General features: G+C 33.6%; 21 protein-coding genes and 1 tRNA gene. 14 read left to right on the top strand and 8 right to left on the bottom strand.

All coding sequences use genetic code 11. The features are described 5' to 3' along the window. Nucleotides 1–6: 6 nt before the first annotated feature. Entirely contained in the window at nt 7–1374 is a 1368-nt protein-coding gene (locus ACFFGL_RS07545) for a TolC family protein (protein WP_309726999.1), read from the bottom strand. Next, complete coding sequence (locus tag ACFFGL_RS07540; RefSeq protein WP_309727000.1) at nt 1371–1976, bottom strand: TetR/AcrR family transcriptional regulator; 606 nt, start codon at nt 1974–1976, stop codon at nt 1371–1373. The genes ACFFGL_RS07545 and ACFFGL_RS07540 overlap by 4 nt, the downstream gene beginning before the upstream one ends. Before the next feature lie 134 nt (nt 1977–2110). Between ACFFGL_RS07540 and ACFFGL_RS07535 the strand changes: the two genes are divergently transcribed. The 3 genes from ACFFGL_RS07535 (at nt 2111) to odhB (ending at nt 7322) form a co-directional block, all read left to right on the top strand. Then, a complete protein-coding gene (locus ACFFGL_RS07535; RefSeq protein WP_309727001.1) occupies nt 2111–3085 on the top strand; it encodes a polyprenyl synthetase family protein in 975 nt (324 codons plus the stop codon). Between the two features lie 124 nt (nt 3086–3209). Then, nucleotides 3210–5999: a 2-oxoglutarate dehydrogenase E1 component gene (locus ACFFGL_RS07530; RefSeq protein WP_309727002.1), complete on the top strand. Its 2790-nt coding sequence runs from the start codon at nt 3210–3212 to the stop codon at nt 5997–5999. A gap of 30 nt (nt 6000–6029) precedes the next feature. Beyond that, complete coding sequence (gene odhB, locus ACFFGL_RS07525; protein ID WP_309727003.1) at nt 6030–7322, top strand: 2-oxoglutarate dehydrogenase complex dihydrolipoyllysine-residue succinyltransferase; 1293 nt, start codon at nt 6030–6032, stop codon at nt 7320–7322. Between the two features lie 103 nt (nt 7323–7425). On the opposite strand, the gene ACFFGL_RS07520 is transcribed toward odhB, so the two are convergent. Further along, on the bottom strand, nt 7426–7863 hold the full coding sequence (locus ACFFGL_RS07520; RefSeq protein WP_309727004.1) for a retropepsin-like aspartic protease: 438 nt from the start codon (nt 7861–7863) through the stop codon (nt 7426–7428). 142 nt (nt 7864–8005) lie between these two features. Between ACFFGL_RS07520 and ACFFGL_RS07515 the strand changes: the two genes are divergently transcribed. From ACFFGL_RS07515 to ACFFGL_RS07480, 8 genes are all read left to right on the top strand, one after another. Further along, the gene (locus ACFFGL_RS07515; protein WP_309727005.1) at nt 8006–8776 is read left to right on the top strand and encodes a TatD family hydrolase; all 771 of its coding nucleotides are present in this window, start codon (nt 8006–8008) and stop codon (nt 8774–8776) included. Continuing rightward, entirely contained in the window at nt 8773–9801 is a 1029-nt protein-coding gene (locus tag ACFFGL_RS07510; RefSeq protein WP_309727006.1) for an asparaginase, read from the top strand. The genes ACFFGL_RS07515 and ACFFGL_RS07510 overlap by 4 nt, the downstream gene beginning before the upstream one ends. Before the next feature lie 73 nt (nt 9802–9874). Beyond that, nucleotides 9875–9962: transfer RNA gene (locus tag ACFFGL_RS07505), tRNA-Ser, on the top strand. A 75-nt stretch (nt 9963–10037) separates the two neighbouring features. Then, the gene (locus ACFFGL_RS07500) at nt 10038–10835 is read left to right on the top strand and encodes a MotA/TolQ/ExbB proton channel family protein (protein WP_309727007.1); all 798 of its coding nucleotides are present in this window, start codon (nt 10038–10040) and stop codon (nt 10833–10835) included. A 22-nt stretch (nt 10836–10857) separates the two neighbouring features. Next, nucleotides 10858–11298, top strand: a complete 441-nt coding sequence (locus tag ACFFGL_RS07495; RefSeq protein ID WP_309727008.1) for a hypothetical protein — start codon at nt 10858–10860, stop codon at nt 11296–11298. A gap of 2 nt (nt 11299–11300) precedes the next feature. After that, nucleotides 11301–11915 carry an ExbD/TolR family protein gene (locus ACFFGL_RS07490; RefSeq protein ID WP_309727009.1) on the top strand — a complete coding sequence of 205 codons (615 nt, stop codon included), beginning with the start codon at nt 11301–11303 and terminating at the stop codon, nt 11913–11915. Nucleotides 11916–11937: 22 nt separating this feature from the next. Then, nucleotides 11938–12420, top strand: coding sequence for an ExbD/TolR family protein (locus ACFFGL_RS07485; RefSeq protein WP_309727010.1), 483 nt, complete (start codon nt 11938–11940; stop codon nt 12418–12420). Nucleotides 12421–12504: 84 nt separating this feature from the next. After that, entirely contained in the window at nt 12505–13233 is a 729-nt protein-coding gene (locus ACFFGL_RS07480) for a porin family protein (protein ID WP_309727011.1), read from the top strand. Here ACFFGL_RS07480 and ACFFGL_RS07475 read toward each other — a convergent pair. Further along, on the bottom strand, nt 13230–13844 hold the full coding sequence (locus ACFFGL_RS07475) for a hypothetical protein (protein WP_309727012.1): 615 nt from the start codon (nt 13842–13844) through the stop codon (nt 13230–13232). The genes ACFFGL_RS07480 and ACFFGL_RS07475 overlap by 4 nt on opposite strands. Beyond that, nucleotides 13845–15302: an RNA polymerase factor sigma-54 gene (rpoN, locus tag ACFFGL_RS07470; RefSeq protein ID WP_309727013.1), complete on the bottom strand. Its 1458-nt coding sequence runs from the start codon at nt 15300–15302 to the stop codon at nt 13845–13847. Between the two features lie 147 nt (nt 15303–15449). Here rpoN and ACFFGL_RS07465 point away from each other — a divergent pair, with 147 nt between their 5' ends. After that, nucleotides 15450–16361 carry a carboxypeptidase-like regulatory domain-containing protein gene (locus ACFFGL_RS07465; protein ID WP_309727014.1) on the top strand — a complete coding sequence of 304 codons (912 nt, stop codon included), beginning with the start codon at nt 15450–15452 and terminating at the stop codon, nt 16359–16361. A gap of 20 nt (nt 16362–16381) precedes the next feature. On the opposite strand, the gene ACFFGL_RS07460 is transcribed toward ACFFGL_RS07465, so the two are convergent. The 3 genes from ACFFGL_RS07460 to ACFFGL_RS07450 form a co-directional block, all read right to left on the bottom strand. After that, on the bottom strand, nt 16382–17224 hold the full coding sequence (locus ACFFGL_RS07460) for an RluA family pseudouridine synthase (protein WP_309727015.1): 843 nt from the start codon (nt 17222–17224) through the stop codon (nt 16382–16384). Between the two features lie 83 nt (nt 17225–17307). Beyond that, nucleotides 17308–18750, bottom strand: coding sequence for an asparagine--tRNA ligase (gene asnS / locus ACFFGL_RS07455; protein WP_309727016.1), 1443 nt, complete (start codon nt 18748–18750; stop codon nt 17308–17310). Nucleotides 18751–18843: 93 nt separating this feature from the next. Further along, on the bottom strand, nt 18844–19485 hold the full coding sequence (locus tag ACFFGL_RS07450) for a hypothetical protein (RefSeq protein WP_309727017.1): 642 nt from the start codon (nt 19483–19485) through the stop codon (nt 18844–18846). A gap of 38 nt (nt 19486–19523) precedes the next feature. Between ACFFGL_RS07450 and ACFFGL_RS07445 the strand changes: the two genes are divergently transcribed. Further along, nucleotides 19524–20123 carry a hypothetical protein gene (locus ACFFGL_RS07445; protein ID WP_309727018.1) on the top strand — a complete coding sequence of 200 codons (600 nt, stop codon included), beginning with the start codon at nt 19524–19526 and terminating at the stop codon, nt 20121–20123. An 82-nt stretch (nt 20124–20205) separates the two neighbouring features. After that, nucleotides 20206–20739 (top strand): hypothetical protein, encoded by a 534-nt coding sequence (locus ACFFGL_RS07440; RefSeq protein ID WP_309727019.1) that lies wholly within the window; start codon nt 20206–20208, stop codon nt 20737–20739. Nucleotides 20740–20817: the final 78 nt, after the last annotated feature.

The raw sequence follows: 20817 nt of genomic DNA, 5'->3' as shown, positions 1-20817 counted from the left end.
GACTATTTAGTTGTTGGTGAAATTAAGGTTTGGTGTGTTTAGTGCGCTTTCTAAAGCTGCTTTCGCGTTTAATAAATCGAGCATCGATTGTAAAAGTTCTTGCTGTGCCGTGTAAAGTTGTGTTTGAGCTTGGCGCAATTCGAAACTTGTGGCAATTCCTTCTGTAAATTTTATTTGATTTTTATTTTCAATTCGATTGGCCAAGTCTAAGTTTTCTTTAGAAGTTCTATATTTTTCTACGGCAAATTGATAATTGTTTTTTGCACGTTTAATTTCTAATCTTATTTGCTCTTTCGCTTGTTCAAATTGTGTGTTCGCTTTATCTAACGCAATTCTGGCTTGTGCTGTTCTCGCGTTTCTTTGAAATGAGCTGAAAATAGGAATATTTAAACTTACACCCCAAATTGACGATTGAAACCAGTCTTGATTATCGTTTAAAAATGTAAATTCTTGGCTGTAACCGCTCGTTCCGTAATTTACAAAAGTGCTTAAGGTTGGAAGCGCTTTACTTTTTTCTAAATTAAGTTCGTGCTCGCGTTGTTCAGTTAAATTTCTGGCGAGTTTATAATCTAAATTATTTTCAATATCGGCCGGTGCGTTTAAAAGTTCTAAACTGATATTTTCTTCGGCTAAAGAATCTAAATCATCGGTAAGAAAAACTTGCTCTTCTAAAGGAATCCCCAATACTAAATTCAGCATTTCTTTCGTGATAGAAATCAAACGTTTAGCGTTTCTTAATTCGTTACTAATTTGTAAATACGTAATTTTTAATTGTTCTACGCTTTCTTCTTCCTGCAAACCATTTTCGAACATTGCTTTAGTATCCTCCAAATTATCTTCTAAAGTGGTTTTGTTTTGTTCTAGAATAGCAGCGCTTTCTTGTGCTAATAGAACATTTCCATAGGCGTCGATCACATTTTCACGAATTTCCAAAGCGGTTTTTTTAGCATTCGTATCAGTATATTCTAAAAATGTTTTAGAAGCGCGAACGGCAACAATATAAGAACCGTCGAATAATAATTGCGAAGCAGTCGCGGTAGCAGACATTTGTTGTTTTGTACCAAAAACCACCGGAATAAAGGTTCCTGGAGGTCCACCGGTAATTTCTGCAGGTAAAAGTTGAACCGGTTGTTTTAAATTATTTTGGTAATCGATATTGGCATTTATCTGCGGAAGACCGTCTGCTGTAGTTTCCCACTTTTTTTTAATCGCAGAAGCAATATCTCTTCGCGCATTTATCGCAGTATAACTGCTATCTAAAGCGAAGTCTATCGCTTCTTCTAAACTCAAGGTATAAGTTTTTTGAGTTTGGTTTTCTTGTGCGTATATCACACCAGAGAAAAATAGTATTAAATAAGTAATACGAAGATTCATGAATTGCATTTTTTAGCTAAATTATTGATATAGGTTAGTCCTTTTTCGGAAACAATTCCGCGTAAATGATAGTCTGAAAAGTTTTTTACAAGAAAAGGGATCGAATATTCTGCAACAGAAAACATATCACTGCTTCTAATTCCTTCGAGTGTCATAAAATAAAATCTGAATACCAGATCGATTTCAATTTCAGGTCGATAATATCCTTCTTTTACACCTCTTTTTAAATTATTAACAACACATTCTTGCATGCGTTCTATTTTTTGCTGTCGAAGTTTTCTTTCTATTTTTGGATAATATTTTTGAAGCTGATATTGTGGTGATGCTTTTTCTTTCTTTAACCGGGATAAAATAAATCGGTGAATATTAAATGATTCATCGATTGGGTTATGTTTTTCAGCAATAATTTCATCAATTCCCTCCGTTATCGTGCAAAATAAATTTGCCGCACAATCTTCTACTAATTTTCCTTTTGTAGAATAATGTGAATAGATCGTTTTCTTGGAAATTCCAAGACTTTCAGCAATGTCATCCATCGTAACGCTTTTGAAGCCCAGTTCTAAAAACAATTCGATAGCTCGTTTTAAAATTTTCTCTTTCATAATCGGCGCAAATGTAAGTAGAAACTTTAAAAACAAAAAAAGTTTCCGTAGTTTTTATCTAAAATTTACATTCCCTTAAAAGAACATTTGAAATCAATTGAATTATGGTATTTTAGCGGAAAATTTTTGTCCCCATGCACGATATCGCATTTTACCGTTCCGCGTTTTTATCGCATATGAAAGAAAAAATTACCGCTAAAGAACCGGCAGGTCTTTATGAACCCATGCTTTATATTCTAAATATTGGTGGAAAACGCTTGCGTCCAGTAATGGTTTTACTTTCAGCAGAAATTTTTGGAAGCTCTTATAAAAATGCGCTCGATGCCGCGTTGGCAATTGAAGTTTTTCATAATTTTTCGTTGGTTCATGATGATATAATGGATGATGCGCCATTAAGAAGAGGAAAAGAAACCGTTCATGAGAAGTGGAATATTAACACCGCAATTCTTTCTGGTGATGCCATGTTGATAAACGCTTACCAATTATTTGAAAATTATGAAGTTCATACGTTTCAGGAAATGGCAAAATTATTTACCAGAACTGCAATTGAAGTCTGTGAAGGACAACAATACGATGTGGATTTTGAAACACGAGAAAATGTGAATATCGATGAATATTTAAAAATGATTCGGTATAAAACAGCGGTTTTGGTCGGTGCATCCTTAGAAATGGGAGCAATTGTTGCTGGTGCTAAAAATTCGTGTAGAAAGCAAATTCACGAATTTGGTTGTTTATTAGGAATTGCATTTCAGCTTCAAGACGATTATTTAGATGCGTTTGGAGATCCTGAAAAATTCGGAAAACAAGTCGGTGGCGATATTATTGAAAACAAGAAAACATTTCTATATTTAAAAGCAATTGAGCAATCTAGTATTGGTGAAGCTCGACAGTTAGAACATTTATATACGATCGATCCGCGTGATGCTTCTCAGAAAATAGAAACCGTGAAAAATATTTTTGAATTAAGCGGCGCGGCAAAAAGTACCCAAAAAGAGATCGAAAAATATACCGAAAAGGCCTTTGCATTGCTTGACGAAATTGCCATTGAAGAGAGTCAAAAAATGATTCTCAGATCATTTGGAGATTCTTTAATGACGCGAACCGTTTAACAAAAAAGGTAAGTAGTTAGAAAATCTTATTCCGTATAAGATAAATTTATCTAATGAGGAGTGCTGTTTTTAGTAAAAATTGTATTTTTGTTTTGTTTAAAAAAACACAACTCTATATTCCTCTATGGATCAATTTTCATTTCTCAATGCGGCACACACCGCTTACTTCGCAGAATTATACGACCAATACCTGCAATACCCTGATAGTGTAGAACCTAGTTGGAGAGCTTTTTTCCAAGGTTTTGATTTTGGAAAAACCCTTTCTGAAGACGAAATATCATCAAATGGTGATGGTTCGCACACATTTAAGGAACCAGGAAACGGTACAGAAGTTAATATTCCAGATAGTGTTTTAAAAGAATTTCAAGTAGTTCAGCTTATCGATGGTTACAGAACACGCGGTCATCTTTTTACGAAAACCAATCCTGTTCGTGAGCGTAGAAAGTATGAACCTACTTTAGCGATCGAAAATTTTGGACTTTCTAAAGAAGATTTAGATACCACTTTTAATGCAGGAGAAATTTTAGGAATTGGTTCTTCAAGCTTAAAAGATATCATTGATCATTTAGAAAGTATTTACTGCGATGCTATTGGAATTGAATATATGTATATTCGTAAACCTGAAGAAATTCAATGGATTCAAAGCCGCTTAAATATAAATGAAAATCATCCACAGTTTGATGAAAATCGAAAAAAACATATTTTAAAGAAATTAAACGAAGCGGTTTCTTTTGAAAGTTTTTTACATACAAAATATGTCGGTCAAAAGCGTTTTTCATTAGAAGGAGGAGAAACTTTAATTCCCGGGTTAGATGCTTTAATTGAGGAAGCTGCTGAAAGAGGAATTCGAGAATTTGTTATGGGAATGGCACATCGTGGTCGTTTAAACACCTTAACCAATATTTTCGGAAAAAGTGCTAAAGATATATTTAGTGAATTCGACGGTAAGGATTATGAACAAGAAGTATTTGACGGTGATGTAAAATATCATTTAGGATGGACTTCTTGCCGAAAAACCGATAGCGGAAAAGAAATTAACTTAAATATCGCGCCAAATCCTTCACACTTAGAAACCGTAGGGCCGGTCGTTCAAGGAATTGCGCGTTCAAAACAAGATAATCATTATCTTGATAATCCTGAACACGTTTTACCAATCGTAGTTCACGGTGATGCTGCAATTGCGGGTCAAGGCGTAGTCTATGAAACCGTGCAAATGGCACAATTAGAAGGTTACAAAACACAGGGAACCATTCATATTGTGGTGAATAACCAAATCGGGTTTACTACAAATTATTTAGATGGTCGTTCTTCTACGTATTGTACAGATGTAGGTAAAGTAACGCTATCTCCGATACTTCACGTAAATGCAGACGATGCCGAAGCAGTAGTTCATGCAATGTTATTCGCTCTAGATTTCAGAATGAAATTTAAGAGAGATGTGTTTATCGATTTATTAGGTTATAGAAAATATGGTCATAACGAAGGTGACGAACCACGTTTTACGCAGCCAAAGCTTTACAAAGCAATTTCTAAGCACGATAATACGCGTGATATTTATGCGAAAAGACTTATTGAAGAAGGTCTTATTGAAAAGGATTACGTCGAAAAATTAGAAAAAGAATACAAAGATAAATTAGAAGAAAACTTAGAAAGTTCTAGAAAGGAAGAAACCACTATCATTACTCCAATTATGCAGGATGAATGGGATGGTTACACTTATGGAACTGAAAGTGATATGATGGAAAACGCAGATACGAGTTTCGATTTAGAAGAGCTTACACGTATTGCGGAAACCATTACTACCCTGCCGGAAGACAAAAAATTTATGCGTAAGATTAAAAAACTTACCGATACGCGTAAAAAAATGTACTTCGACAAAAATAAACTCGATTGGGGGTTAGCTGAATTATTAGCCTACGGAACACTTTTAGCTGAAGGTCATAATGTAAGAATGACTGGACAAGATTGTGAACGCGGTACCTTCTCTCACCGTCACGCTGTTTTAAAAGTTGAAGAAAGCGAAGAAGAAGTAGTTCTTTTAAATAAAATAAAAGAAGATCAAGGTCAATTTTACATTTACAATTCTCTATTATCAGAATATGGCGTTGTAGGTTTTGATTATGGATATGCAATGGCGAGTCCAGATACCTTAACTTTATGGGAAGCACAATTTGGAGATTTCAGTAATGGAGCTCAAATTATGATCGACCAATATATTTCAGCTGCAGAAGATAAATGGAAATTACAAAACGGACTGGTAATGCTTTTACCACACGGCTATGAAGGTCAGGGAGCAGAACATAGTTCCGCTAGAATGGAACGTTATTTACAACTTTGCGCAAAAGATAATATGTATGTGGCAGATATTACAACACCTGCGAACCTATTTCATTTATTACGCAGACAAATAAAGGCATGTTATAGAAAGCCTCTTATTATTTTCACGCCAAAAAGCTTGTTAAGACATCCAAAAGTGGTTTCCACTAAAGAAGAATTAGCTACAGGAAGTTTTCAAACCGTGATAGATGATAGCGAAGCTTCGGTAGAAAAAACAAAAAGTTTAGTATTCTGTACCGGAAAATTCTATTATGATTTAGAAAAGAAAAGAGAAGAATTAGAGCGTGACGACGTAGCTTTAGTAAGAATAGAACAATTATTTCCGTTACCAACCGGTAGAATATCAGAAATAATAAAAAAATACGAAAACGCAGACGATGTGGTTTGGGCGCAAGAAGAACCAAGAAATATGGGCGCTTATAGTCATTTATTATTACATTTAGATGAAGCTAGAAACTTTAGAATTTGCAGTAGAAAATTCTATGGTTCACCGGCCGCAGGAAGCGCAGTTCGATTTAAAAGAAGACACGAGCGTGTAATGGAAAGCGTATTCGATAAAAGCTTAACCGATAACTAGAAATTACGATATACAGAAATAAATAAAATTATGGCTTTAGAAATGAAAGTCCCTTCACCGGGAGAATCTATTACAGAAGTTGAAATTGCAGAATGGTTAGTTCAAGATGGTGATTATGTTGAAAAAGACCAAGCCATTGCAGAAGTAGACAGCGACAAGGCAACTTTAGAACTTCCGGCAGAAGCAAGCGGAATAATTACGCTTAAGGCGGAAGAAGGAGACGCTGTTGCAGTAGGAGAAGTAGTTTGTTTAATCGATACCGAAGCTGAAAAGCCAGGTGGTGACGATAAAAAGGAAGACAAAAAAGAATCTTCTTCAAAAGATAAAAGCGCAGATAAAGACAAAGCTACACACGAAGAAAAAAGTAGCGATGAAAAGCTTGATCCTAATAAAGAAACACCTTCTAAATCTTCTACGCCAGACCAAAAGCAAGATGATAAAAATTATGCATCAGGAACACCTTCTCCTGCAGCAAAAAAGATTTTATCTGAAAAAGAAATTGATGCTAAAGATGTAAAAGGAAGCGGTAAAAACGGTAGAATTACCAAAGAAGATGCGGAAAACGCAAAACCTTCTATGGGCTCTCCAGGGAATGGAAACCGAAGCGAGTCTCGTAAAAAAATGTCGATGCTTCGCCGTAAAGTGGCAGAGCGTTTAGTAAGCGCGAAAAATGAAACCGCGATGCTTACTACGTTTAATGAAGCAGATATGTCGCCGATTTTTGAGCTTCGAAAAAAATACAAAGAAGACTTTAAATCTAAGCATGATGTAAGTTTAGGATTTATGTCTTTCTTTACCAAAGCAGTCATTCGCGCCTTAGATCAATATCCAGCTGTAAACAGTATGATCGATGGAAAAGAAATGATTACTTACGATTATAAAGATATTAGTATAGCTGTTTCAGGACCAAAAGGATTAATGGTTCCTGTAATTAGAAATGCTGAAAACTTAAGTTTCCGAGGAATTGAATCTGAAGTAAAACGTCTTGCTTTAAGAGCTAGAGATGGAAAAATTACCGTCGATGAAATGACTGGTGGAACATTTACTATTTCTAACGGAGGTGTTTTCGGTTCTATGTTATCAACACCAATTATCAATCCACCGCAAAGTGGAATTTTAGGAATGCACAATATTATTGAGCGTCCAGTAGCAATTGATGGAAAAGTGGAAATTCGACCAATGATGTATTTAGCCCTTTCTTACGACCACAGAATTATTGATGGAAAAGAATCAGTAGGTTTCTTAGTGGCTATTAAAGAAGCTTTAGAAAATCCGGAAGAATTACTGATGGATAACGATGTGAAAAAAGCCTTAGAATTATAAATTATTTTTGTAGTATCAAAAAAAGCGACTCCTTATAAAGAGTCGCTTTTTTTATTGGCACCGCCAAAGAGTTTAATACCTCGTGAGCTTTTTATGTAAAATATTATTTTAAATAGACACACTTCCCTTTATAATCAATTACCGCTTTTCCTTTCTTTAGAACGTCAGCACCAATTATTCCGTGAACTGTATTTGCGTCATGATCACTCAAAGCTTGGTTCACGTGACTTAAATCGAAAACCACGAGATCACATTTTTTCTTTTTCCAATTTCCTATTTGCAAGGTGTTTTTTGTGGAAACGCGTGTTAGCATATTTGTTGCGCCGGCTCCGGCAGCTTTTATATCACTATCTTCAGCAAATAAATCAAAATATTTTACCGCATCAGTTCCTACGCAAGAACTAGATGCGCCGGTATCTAAAATAAAACTACCTTCAACGCCGTTTATAGAAGCGGTTAATTCCAAATGGTTTGTTGCTGTAGTTTTCAATTTTATACGTTGAAAACCTTTTTCTAATAAAAAATTCCGTAAAGAAGGCATTAAATTTTTTTCAGCAAAGATAACCTAACATTTTAATTGCGTTTAAATTTTTTAAAACACTGGTAAAAAATAGTGCTTTAACCCATAAAAAGCTTCTGAATTTGCTTCGTTAAAATTCAGCTAGAGTTCTTAGATTTGCAGCATGAAATTAATTGATACACATACGCATTTATATAGTTCAGCTTTCGACGACGATCGCAATGAAGTTGTAGGACGTGCAATTGAAGCAGGAGTAGAACAGTTTTTTTTACCGGCAATAGATTCTGAAACGACAGAAGCAATGTACGCGTTAGAAAAAGCCTATCCCGAGAGAATGTTTTTAATGATGGGACTTCATCCGGTTTCGGTGCAGGAGAATTATGAAGAAGAATTGGCGCACGTAGAAGAGCAACTTGAAAAGCGAAAATTTGTGGCTATTGGAGAAATTGGTATCGATTTGCATTGGGATACTTCAACGCTTTCTATTCAACAGGACGCGTTTCGACGTCAAATAAAATTGGCAAAAAAATATAAACTTCCTATTGTAATTCATTGCCGAAAAGCTTTCGATGAAATCTTTGAAATTTTAGGGGAAGAAAAGTCGCCGGATTTATTCGGGATTTTTCATTGCTTTACCGGAAGTTTAACCCAAGCAAAACAAGCTTTATCATATAATATGAAATTAGGAATTGGTGGTGTGGCGACTTTTAAAAACGGAAAAATAGATCAGTTTTTAGCTGAAATTGATTTGAAAGAAATCGTTTTAGAAACCGATTCGCCTTATTTAGCGCCCAAACCTTTCCGTGGAAAACGAAACGAAAGCAGTTATTTGGTAAAAATTCAAGAAAAATTAGCAGCTATTTACGGAGTTTCTAAAGAAGAAATTGCGAAAGTCACTTCAGCGAATGCTGAAAAAATATTCGTGTTAGCATGAGAAACCATTCCAAAATATTACTGATCTATACCGGCGGAACTATTGGTATGATTAAAGATTTTGAAACTGGAGCATTACGTCCTTTTAATTTTGATGAATTATTACATAGTATTCCGGAATTAAAATTGTTAGATCACGAAATTGAAACAGTAAGTTTTGAGGAGCCGATGGATTCTTCGAATATGAATCCTGAATATTATAAAGAAATTGCCACTATCATCGAAGAAAATTATGAAATCTACGATGGTTTTGTAGTGCTTCACGGAAGTGATACAATGTCTTATTCAGCTTCTGCCTTAAGTTTTATGTTCGAAAATTTAAGCAAACCTATTATTTACACCGGTTCACAATTACCGATTGGAGATTTAAGAACCGATGCAAAAGAAAATTTAATTACTTCAATTCAATTAGCCGGTCTAAAGAAAAACGGAAAGAATGTAATCGCTGAGGTTGGACTCTATTTTGAGTATAAACTTTATCGCGCCAACCGGACTACAAAAATTAATGCAGAACATTTTCAGGCATTCAATTCTTTAAATTATCCGGCTTTGGCAGAATCAGGCGTTCATTTAGAAGTAAATGAACCGATGTTAAAAAAAGCAAACCGAAGAAAAAAATTAATTGTTCACAAAGAATTGGACAATAATATCATGATTTTAAAACTTTTTCCAGGAATTAACGAAAATATAATACACCAGTTAATTTCAACAAAAGGATTAAAAGGAATTATCATGGAAACCTACGGTAGTGGAAATGCGTGTGATGAAGATTGGTTTATAAATTTATTGCAAGAAGCTATGGAAAACGGCATCTTTATTGTAAACGTAACTCAATGTATTGGCGGTAGTGTAGTTATGGGTCATTACGCCACCAGTACGCGTTTGGAGAAAATAGGAGTTATTTCAGGAAAAGATATTACCACAGAATCTGCAGTAGCAAAAATGATGTATTTACTACCTAAAGAATTGTCGCCTAAAGTATTTAAAACTATTTTTGAAACTTCTTTGCGGGGTGAAATGTTATGAAAAATTAACGTCCCATATTTTAAGGACTTATTTTTTTTTTGTTATTTGCCGTCCCTTTAAAAAGTGATAAATTAGAGAGGTGGCCGAGTGGTCGAAGGCGCACGCCTGGAAAGTGTGTATACGTCACAAGCGTATCGAGGGTTCGAATCCCTTCCTCTCTGCTAAAGCATTTTTTATTAACTAAGATTTTTTATATATATTTAACCCTTTAACTAATTAAATTAAGACAAAACGTAATGAAAAGATTATTTTCTATTCTGGTAATCGCTACAATTATGGTCTTCGGAGGCCTTACTGCGAACGCGACAAATAATGCAAATGCGTTTCCATCTGTTGTTACTGCCAATTTTATTCAAGAAGATGAGGAGGCAGCTCCCGCAGATAATGCTGATGAACAACTTAGCTTTCATCAAACCCTTAAAAAACGTTTCATAGAAGGTGGTCCTGTATTTATGGGAATTGTACTTTTATGTTTAATCTTAGGGTTGGCAATTGCCATTGAGCGTATTATTTATTTGAATTTATCTACAACTAATTCAAAAAAATTAGCTCAAAACGTAGAAGATGCACTAAATAGCGGCGGAGTTGAAGCTGCAAAAGAAGTTTGTAGAAATACAAAAGGACCAGTTGCTTCTATTTATTACCAAGGTTTAGATCGTGCTGATGAGAGCATCGAATCTGCTGAAAAAGCTGTGGTAGCTTATGGTGGTGTACAAATGGGGCAACTTGAGAAAAACGTATCTTGGGTTTCTTTATTTATTGCCTTAGCGCCAATGCTTGGGTTTATGGGTACTGTACTTGGTATGATTGAAGCATTCGATAGAATTGAAGCAGCAGGAGATATGCAACCTTCTTTAGTAGCAGGCGGTATTAAAATTGCACTTTTAACAACCGTATTTGGTCTTATTGTAGCAGTTATTCTTCAGATTTTCTATAACTATATCATTGCTAAAATCGACAGTATTGTAAATGATATGGAAGATGCATCAATCACATTGATTGACATTCTTGTAGACTATAAGAAAAGAAGATAATTTATAATTAGATATAACTATTATGACTTTACATAAAGTTTTAAAATATTTAGCAATCGTCATCGGTGTTATCGGTCTCATTCTTCTTGCAAGAATTGTGATCGAAGGTGATGCTGCTATCGAGAGTTCTGCAGATTTGCAGTCTAGTATGATAAATCCGCTTATATACTTAACATATGCGGTGTTTGTTGCTGTAATTATCTTAGTACTTATTTTTGTACTGAAAGATTTATTTACAGGAAATGTAAAAAACACATTGTTATCTATAGGGGTTTTCGCTATTATAATTTTTATCGCTTATTTAATTCCTGGAGATACTACTCCAGTTGAAATGAATAATGGTGAAATGCTATCATCAGGCGGTGTAACCTTAGTGAATATGGGTCTAAGAACATTTTATATTTTGGCTCTAATTGCAGTAGGTGCAATGGTATTCTCAGGAATTAAGAAATTAAGTAAATAATTATGGCAAAAAGATCGGCACCAGAAGTAAATGCAGGTTCAATGGCAGATATTGCCTTCCTACTCTTAATTTTCTTTTTGGTGACAACTACTATTGAAACCGACAAAGGTTTAAATAGTAAATTGCCGCCTATTGAAGAAGAACCACAAGATCCACCACCTGTAAAACAAAAAAATATTTTCCTTGTATTAATTAACGGAGGAAATGAACTTTTTGTAGAAGATGATAAAATGGAATTAACAGAACTTCGTGAATCAGCTATCGAGTTTTTAGATAATGGTGGCGGTTCTGGAAGTGAAGCGTGTGAGTATTGTCAAGGACAAGGAGATCCAGAATCTTCAGATAACCCTGTAAAAGCAATTATTTCATTACAAAATGACCGTGAAACCGATTACAGTATGTATATCGCGGTTCGTAATGAGCTTACAGCAGCGTATAATTTCTTGAGAGATAGAGAAGCGCAACGATTATTTGGAACCTCTTTCAGAAAAATGGAAGAAGATTTTAATAGTCCAGAGTACGATGGTAATAAAGCGCAACTTGAAGAGAATATCAAGGTGATTAGAGAAATGTTTCCTATGAAACTTTCTGAAGCAGAGCCTAAGAAGAGAAATTAATTCAGACTAATAAAAAGAAATTATGTCTAAATTTAAAAAGAAAAAAAGTGGTGAATTACCTGCAATTTCTACGGCATCCTTGCCAGATATTGTATTTATGCTGTTATTCTTTTTTATGGTAGCAACGGTAATGAGAGATACTACTTTAATGATAGAAAACGAACTTCCGTACGCAGATCAAGTTGAAAAATTACAGAAAAAAGACTTGATTATGTATATCTACGCGGGTAAACCTAGTGATCGATATAAAAGTCAATACGGTACAGAATCTAGAATTCAGTTAAATGATAAGTTTGCTAATATTAAAGATATTCAGCAGTTTATTATTGAAGAGCGGGAGTCTAAAAGAGAAGAGTTACAGAGTGAGTTAACAACCGCTTTAAAGATTGATAAGGAAACTAATATGGGATTGGTTTCGGATATTAAATATGAATTAAGAAGAGCAGAAGCTTATCGTGTAAATTACACCACCAAAACGGGTGAAGCTTCACAAAACCTTCAGTAATATTTATTTAATCAGAATAGTTAAAAACATCCAAATAATTTATTTGGATGTTTTTTTATTTTAGATATTTTCTATCTTTTCCGTATGAAAAAGTATATCTGTTTTGCTTTCATTTTTTATTTGAGTTCTCTTCCATGCTTTAGCCAAATAGAAGCTGAAAATGAACAAAATGAATCGATTGTAGTTGGAACAACAAAAATTGACAGTCTCTATCGAGAAGATCAGTTTTATTTAGGATTCACTTTTAATCTACTGGTAAATAAACCAAGAGGAGTTGATCAATCCGGTTTTTCCGGAGGAATGCATTTAGGTTTTATCCGCGATATGCCGATAAATAAAAAGAGAACTTTAGCATTTGGCGCTGGACTGGGAACTTCAATAAACTCATTTGGTTACGATCTTTTGTTGACCAAAGACGCACAAAATACTACTGAATTTCAGGTTATTGATGAAGATATTAATTACGACACAAACCGGCATACCATTTATTTAGCTGAAGTTCCTTTGCAATTCCGTTGGCGTAATTCAACACCGACTTCGCATAAATTTTGGCGAATTTATGCAGGAGTTCGTTTAGGTTATATTTATTATTTTAAAGCAAACTATAAAAATTCAGGTGAACAAATTAAATTAAGAGATATTCCTGAACTTAATAAATGGCGAACCGGACTTACGTTTACGTTTGGCTACAACACATTTAATTTTCACGTGTATTACAGTTTAAATGAATTTTTCGACGGAACAATAAAAAACTCTACTGAAAGCGTGGGTTTAAATACAATTAAAGTAGGTTTTATGTTTTACATTCTTTAATGGTGAATGTTCGGAAGAATTAGCAGCAATAATTGAGGTAAACAACCGCAAAGTAAGCCAAGTAAGATTTCTTTTTGAGTATGTGCTTTTAACGCCAATCGAGAAGAACCTATCCAACCTAACATAAAAATTAAAAAGCCAATTACATAGGTTAAATTTGTACCGTATAAAACACTCAATGAAATTAAAAAAGTGGTGAAACCTGCAGCGCCCATCATATGTAAACTGACTTTTATCTTGAAAACACTAGAAAGAAGCGCAAGTAAACTTGAATATAAAATTCCGCTAAAAAAATAATAGAGTTCAGGATAATTATTATTTCCAACAATAAAGTTTAAAATGGTGATTATGAGCAAGGAAAAGAAAAGTAGCGGTAATCTCCGTTCGTGTGTACTTTTTAAATGAATTGATTTTGTCAAACCTAAATTCTTCAGCAGGAAAAAAAATATAATCGGGATAAAAATAGTAAGAATTAAAATCGCTAAGATTTTCGCTTTCACAATAGGAAGCGGAAAAAAACGTGGACTAATTAAAAAATAGACCAACGTCCCAGCCAACGGCATCCAAAGAGGATGAAAAAGCTGTGAACCGATTTTAAAAAATATTTTCATTTAAATTTCTTTACGAAGCCTCGCTACCGGAATATCAAGTTGTTCACGATATTTTGCAACCGTTCTTCGCGCAATAGGATAGCCTTTTTCCTTTAACACTTTCGATAATTTATCATCGGTTAACGGTTTTCGTTTATCTTCTTCGCCCACGGTAATTTCTAAAATCTTCTTGATTTCCCGTGTGGAAACATCTTCTCCTTGATCGTTTTTCATCGATTCAGAAAAGAATTCTTTAATTAATTTTGTTCCGTAGGGCGTATCTACATATTTGCTGTTGGCCACGCGAGAAACTGTAGAAACATCCATGTCGATTTCTTCGGCGATATCTTTTAAAATCATCGGTTTTAAATCACGCTCATCACCGCTTAAGAAGTATTCGTATTGATGATGCATAATTGCATTCATCGTTACAAAAAGTGTCTCTTGACGTTGTCTAATCGCTTCGATAAACCATTTTGCAGCATCTAACTTTTGCTTTATAAAAAGGACCGCATCTTTTTGCTTTTTGGTTTTCTCTTTCGATTCTTTATAACCTTTCAGCATATTGTTATACTCACGAGAAACATGCATTTCCGGTGCATTTCTTCCGTTTAAAGAGAGTTCTAATTCGCCATCTTTAATTTTTATAGTAAAATCTGGGACCACGTGTTCAACAATACGCGTATTGCCGGAATAAGCACCACCCGGTTTTGGGTTTAAATGCTCAATTTCTTCAATAGCACTTCGCAGCTGATCTTCAGAGATATCGAATTTTGAAAGTAATTTTTGATAATGCTTTTTAGTGAATTGGTCGAAACCATTTTGCATAATATCAATGGCCAATTCCACACTTTCTGTAGGGGTTTTTCTGCGTAGTTGAATTAGCAAACATTCTTGTAAAGAACGCGCACCAACTCCCGCAGGATCTAACTTGTGAACATACTTAAAAATTCGTTCTACCGTTTCCTCATCGGTATATACATTTTGAGTAAATGCCAAATCGTCGACAATATCGGGAACATCTCTTCTTATGTAACCACTTTCATCAACGCTTCCTACAAGGAATTCAGCAATTTTCATCTCATCATCTTTAAAACGAAACGTTTGAAGTTGTGTTTTTAAGAATTGTGAAAAAGATGTTCCGGCAGCGTAAGGCACTTTCTTTTCATCATCATCTTTACTGTAATTATTTGCCTGCAATCGGTAACTCGGAATTTCATCGTCACTTAAATACTCATCAACATTAATATCCGTTTCAATTACTTCGTGATCATCATCGCGCTCATCATTTTTAAATTCCTCGTCAAATTCATTTTCCTCAGATTTTTCTTTTCCACTATCCAATGCAGGATTGTCTTCCAACTCTTGTTTTACACGTTGTTCAAACGCTTGCGTTGGAAGTTGTATAAGCTTCATCAACTGGATTTGTTGGGGTGAAAGCTTTTGTGAAAGTTTAAAATTGAGTTGTTGTTTTAACATATAATTGAAATGTGATTACTACAAAGGTAACGAAAACGGCATAAGACTTGATACAAAAAAATTGTTAACTTATTGAATATGGTTTGTTTTAAACCAATTTTTTGAATAATTATCCGTTATTCTGTAAGTATAACTTTTTCAGAATCCATGAAATTTCTCATCGTATTATTATTTCCATTTGTTTGTGTAGGGCAAAACTTTAATTCTCAGATAAAGGCAAGCAAGAATTCAGAAGTTTTGAGTTATGTAAATATTAGTATTTTAAATAAACGTGTTGGTACGAATACAGATGCCAATGGGGAATTTACTTTGAATTTGAAGAATTTTAAAAAAGATACGTTATTAATTAGCTATTTAGGATATACTTCAATTAAAATTCCGGTAAAAAATATTCTTGCTTATCCTTCAGAATACAAATTGATATACCTTGAAGAGGAAAAAGAAAAAATAGATGAAATTATACTCTCTGTTAAACGGAAAAAGTACGGTTTTTCTCATACAATAGGGGCAAGAAAGAATTGGTTTTCAAGTAGTGTAGGGGTTCAGTTTGGTATGGAACAGACTATTTATTTTGAAAACCCAAAAGAAAAAAAAGGCAAAATTGAAGAAGTTTCATTTTGGGTAAATAAAAAAGATAATCTTTATTCTAATAGCAGGTTAACTTGGTTTAGAATAAAATTTTATGAATATGACTCAACTAAAAATGAACCTGGAAAATTACTTTCTTATGAAGATATTTTATTAAAATCTGTAGAAAATAAAAAGCAAGAATTAAAAGTGAAGCTTAAAAATTACCACATTCCTTTTCCCACAAGTGGAATATGTGTTTCAATAGAAACGGTAAACCCTAATCCAAACCAAAAAAATGATAGTCAGTTTATGACTTATCCCGTTTTAATGTATTCTAGAGAAAAAGAAAACAGATCTTGGCATAATTACCGTGACCAAGGTTGGTATGCAAGAACAAGTCAAGAACGGGTAGAAGGGGTTTGGGCTTGGAGTAAAAAGTTATATTATATAAACCCTACTATAAAAATAAAGTATAAGTATGAAAGATGAACTTAAGCGGTTAAAGGGAATTACTTCAAGAATTTTTCAAACTTTTTAGGCAAATCACTTTTAAAATTCAGCTTTTCCTGAAGTATAGGATGATTAAATTGAAGAGAAAAAGCGGTTAGGTAAATTCCTTGGGCTTTAACTTTAGACCCATATTGCTCATCACCAACGATAGGATGTGCTAAATTACTTAAATGAATCCTTAATTGATGTGTTCTTCCGGTTTTAGGATATAATTCCACTAAACTGAATTCTTGTTCAGTTTTATAAAATTTTTGAAGTTTTTTAAAAACAGTTTCTGCATTTTTACCTTCAATTTCATCCTTAATTTTTCCTTTTTCAGGAAGGTCTCCGCTTACAATTGCCAAATATGATTTCTCAATTTCTTTATTTTCAAAAGTAGCATTTAGTTTAATTTGTGCTTGTTTGGTCTTGGCTATAATCAATAAACCGCTGGTAGGATTGTCTAAACGATGAACAGGTAAAGGGAGTAACAAAGCATCAGGCGTTGTAGATGTTTTCAAATTGAAAGAAAGTGCATTTTCAATAGTTTTAAAGTAGTTTCCGCTGGTTGGATATCCGGCAGGTTTATGGATTACCGCTAAATATTCATCTTCAAAAATTACTTTCAGCTTTAATCGAAATACTTTTTTGGCTTTTTCTTCTTGAAGTAATTGTAACACTTGCCCTTTTTTAATCCAATCACCCGTATTAGCAGGTTTCCCGTCTAAGAGTATTAGATTTTTCTTAATGTTTTTTTTAACGGCGCTGCGGGTAGCCAATGTTTTAAACACTCTTGGAGCGTATTCTTGCATCCTAATGGCTTCCTCAATTTTAGGAACAATATGTTTTTCAATTATTTTCATTTTTCAAACCACCTTTAAATAAAAAGACCTTGTAGGTTTATCGCAATCTACAAGGTCAAAAATATTACTTTTCTAAATATTAATTAAAATTCTGCGTTTTGAGGTGTTCTCGGGTAAGGAATTACATCGCGAATATTGGTCATTCCAGTCGCAAATAAAACTAAACGTTCAAATCCTAAACCAAATCCGCTATGAACGCAAGTTCCGAATTTACGCGTATCTAAATACCACCACAATTCTTTTTCGTCGATGCCTAATTCGTTCATTTTTTGTTGAAGCACTTCTAAACGTTCTTCCCGTTGTGAACCGCCAACAATTTCTCCAATTCCTGGGAATAAAATATCCATAGCGCGAACGGTTTTTTCGTCTTCATTTAAGCGCATATAAAACGCTTTAATGTTTGCTGGATAATCGAATAAAATAACCGGACATTTAAAGTGTTTTTCAACTAAAAAACGTTCGTGTTCACTTTGTAAATCTGCGCCCCATTCCTTAATAATATAATTGAATTTCTTCTTTTTATTCGGTTTTGAATTTTTAAGAATATCGATGGCTTCAGTATAGCTTACACGCTTAAAATTATTTTCGGTAATGAATTTTAATTTTTCCCGTAACTTCATTGGTTGACGCTCACTTTCTGGCTTCGATTTATCTTCCTGAATAATTCTGTTTTCAAGAAAATCAAGATCGTCATCGCAATTCTCTAAAATATAATTCAATACATATTTTATAAAATCTTCCGCGAGATCCATATTTCCGTCAAGGTCGCAAAAAGCAACCTCAGGTTCAATCATCCAAAATTCTGCTAAATGTCGAGAAGTATTTGAGTTTTCAGCTCTAAATGTTGGTCCGAAGGTATACACTTGTCCTAATCCTAACGCGTAAGTTTCGGCTTCTAATTGACCGCTAACGGTAAGGTTTGTTTCTTTTCCGAAGAAATCTTTTTTAAAGTCAATCTCCCCATCTTCGTTTTTAGGCGTGTCTTTTAAATTGAAATTTGTCACTTTAAACATTTCGCCGGCTCCTTCAGCATCACTTCCGGTAATAATTGGCGTGTTTACGTAATTAAATCCGTTTTGCTGAAAATATTGATGTACGGCAAACGAAAGTTTAGAACGCACGCGCATAACCGCGCTAAACGTGTTAGTACGCACGCGTAAATGCGCTTGTTCGCGTAGTTTTTCTAGCGTGTGGCGTTTAGGGGAAAGAATGGTTTTTTTAACCTCCTCTGGATTTGCCTCGCCTAAAATTTTAATTTCTTGCGCTTCAATTTCTACGCGTTGTCCTTTTCCTTCGCTTTCTTTTAGCGTTCCTTTTACTGAAATCGCCGCGCCGACATTAATTTGTTGTAAAACCTCTTCTGGTGTGTTTTCAAAATCTACGACACATTGCAAATTATTGATGGTAGAACCATCGTTTAAAGAAATAAATCGATTACTTCTAAATGCCCGAACCCAACCTTTTACGGTATAGTCTTGTAATAAATGTTCGGTCTTTAATAATTCGGCAATTTTATGGTGTTTCATGAATGACAAAAATTTAAGTCGCAAAGATACTTTTTCTGTAAAAGCTTGGCAAGCGCAAGTTTAATTTAAAGTGCGTTGATTTTCATGAATTTTTCAATTCAATTGATATGAAACTGAAAAATGCGGAAAGCGGATGAAATCTTGAAAAATAACACTGGACTCAAAATCGTTTCGGTTTTCAAAATTTGGAGAACTTGAATGATAGGTGAAAATGTCTTTAAAGAAAATTGAAACCATCCAATTTTCTTTTGGTAGAAAACTGAACCCGGCATCGAGATAGGTTTTTAGATAATTATTAGACCTATTTACTGAAAAATTCATGTTTAAATGATTGAAATTCGCCCCGAGTTCACTTCGTAAATAAAATTGAGGAGTAATTTTTAAAAAGTAATATTGCAGTTGCGCTCCAATTTTATAATTATAAGAAGTATTGTTTTTGTTAAGCGTTTTTTCTTCAAAAGAATCGTACCCAATCCCGATTTGACCACCGATAAATACTCTGTCGGCAATCGCATAATTTAGCTGCGGAATAATTTCTAAGCGTAGTGAATTATTAACCTTTTGGTAATTAATATTTTCGTTATTAATTCTTGCCAACTCCCGATTGTAAAAAGATAAACCAGCTTTAGCTTCTATCCAAAGGGATTTTTTAGATAAAGCTTGGTTTTGTTGAGAGTAACATAAAGTGCTAAATATTAACAGAATAAATAATGATATATTTTTTCTCTTACACATATTTTCTTTAGTTTCGAACAAATCTAAAAATTATTTTTATGAAATCTTATTCTATCTTATTCTATCTTATTCTATTGGTCACATTTAGTTCATGTGAAAGTGAATCAATTTCAAATGAAACTGTTGCTGAAAAACCAATTAAGACTGAAACTACAAACGAAATTGAATTTGAAGGAAATTCAGGCTTAAATAAAACGCAAGGCATTTGTCCTGATGGATATAAATTTGTTTTTGAAATTAATCCATATTTTGAAATTAATCCTCCAGCTGGTAAAGATGAGACTGACGTTGATTGTGGTAGTGGATTTGGTGTTTGTGCTGGCATATCAATAAATGTAGGATGTGAAAAGAGAGGATTGCCTTATTCGCCTATTCTACCCGAATATAATGAAGAAACTGCTACTCTAGTTTATGAGGGTGTTTTAATGGATGATAAATTCTATATGTATGCACCAAGTGAAATTGTAAACCATCCTGATGCAGAACAAGCCAATGATTTTGAAATTTTTTCACTGAAAAATGACATCACTAAAGATGCTTCAGAATTAGGTACTCTGACATTACTTGAAGGAGATTATGAAAAACAAATTACAGAATCAGGAAACTTTTTGTATATTATTGATTACGAATTGAATTAAAAAAAATAATTTAGAAAGGCACATAAAATGTATGTGCCTTTTTAAATTTTAAACTTCCATTACTTTATATAAAAGCATAAATATGAAAAAAAATAATTTACAATTAATAATATTTTTCTTTTTGGTTTCCGGAATTATTTTTTCTCAGGAAACGGATCAAATTAATGTAGAAAATTTTGCAAAAAAAATTTCAAATACAATCAATGTAGATAAATCTCAATTATTTTTTATATCAAAAGAGTCAAAAAAACCTGATAACTTTAAAGAATCTCAAGAAAATGACTTAGGAGTTGTTAATTTTGTCAAAAATAATTCTTGGGTAAGTTGTAAAAATTTAACTCCAATCGATCAGAATTGTAAAATTAGCTCTATAACAAATAAAAATATTGAAGATAAACTACAGGAGCCTAATGTTTTTGATGGAATGGTTATCAAAACACTGAATAGTTCTAAATCTGAGCTTTCTTTTGAAAGTGGTAAAACTTATGCTATTCTTTTATTTTCTTTTAAACTTTCAAGTTTTATTAATTATGGTGATTATTTAGCTAAATTGAAAAAACTAGAAAAAGAATTTGGAATCCCCTATATTGTTATTGCTTCTGATTATGTCGATTGATGATTCTCACTGAATCGCTATTATGATAATTAAGTTTTATAAGTAAATCAATCGATCTTATTTAAAACTATAATCTAA

Source organism: Mesonia maritima (assembly GCF_042433895.1).
Lineage (GTDB): Bacteria > Bacteroidota > Bacteroidia > Flavobacteriales > Flavobacteriaceae > Mesonia > Mesonia maritima.
The sequence above is the reverse complement of the archived record's forward strand: the minus strand, read 5'-3'. Positions and strand labels throughout refer to the sequence as shown.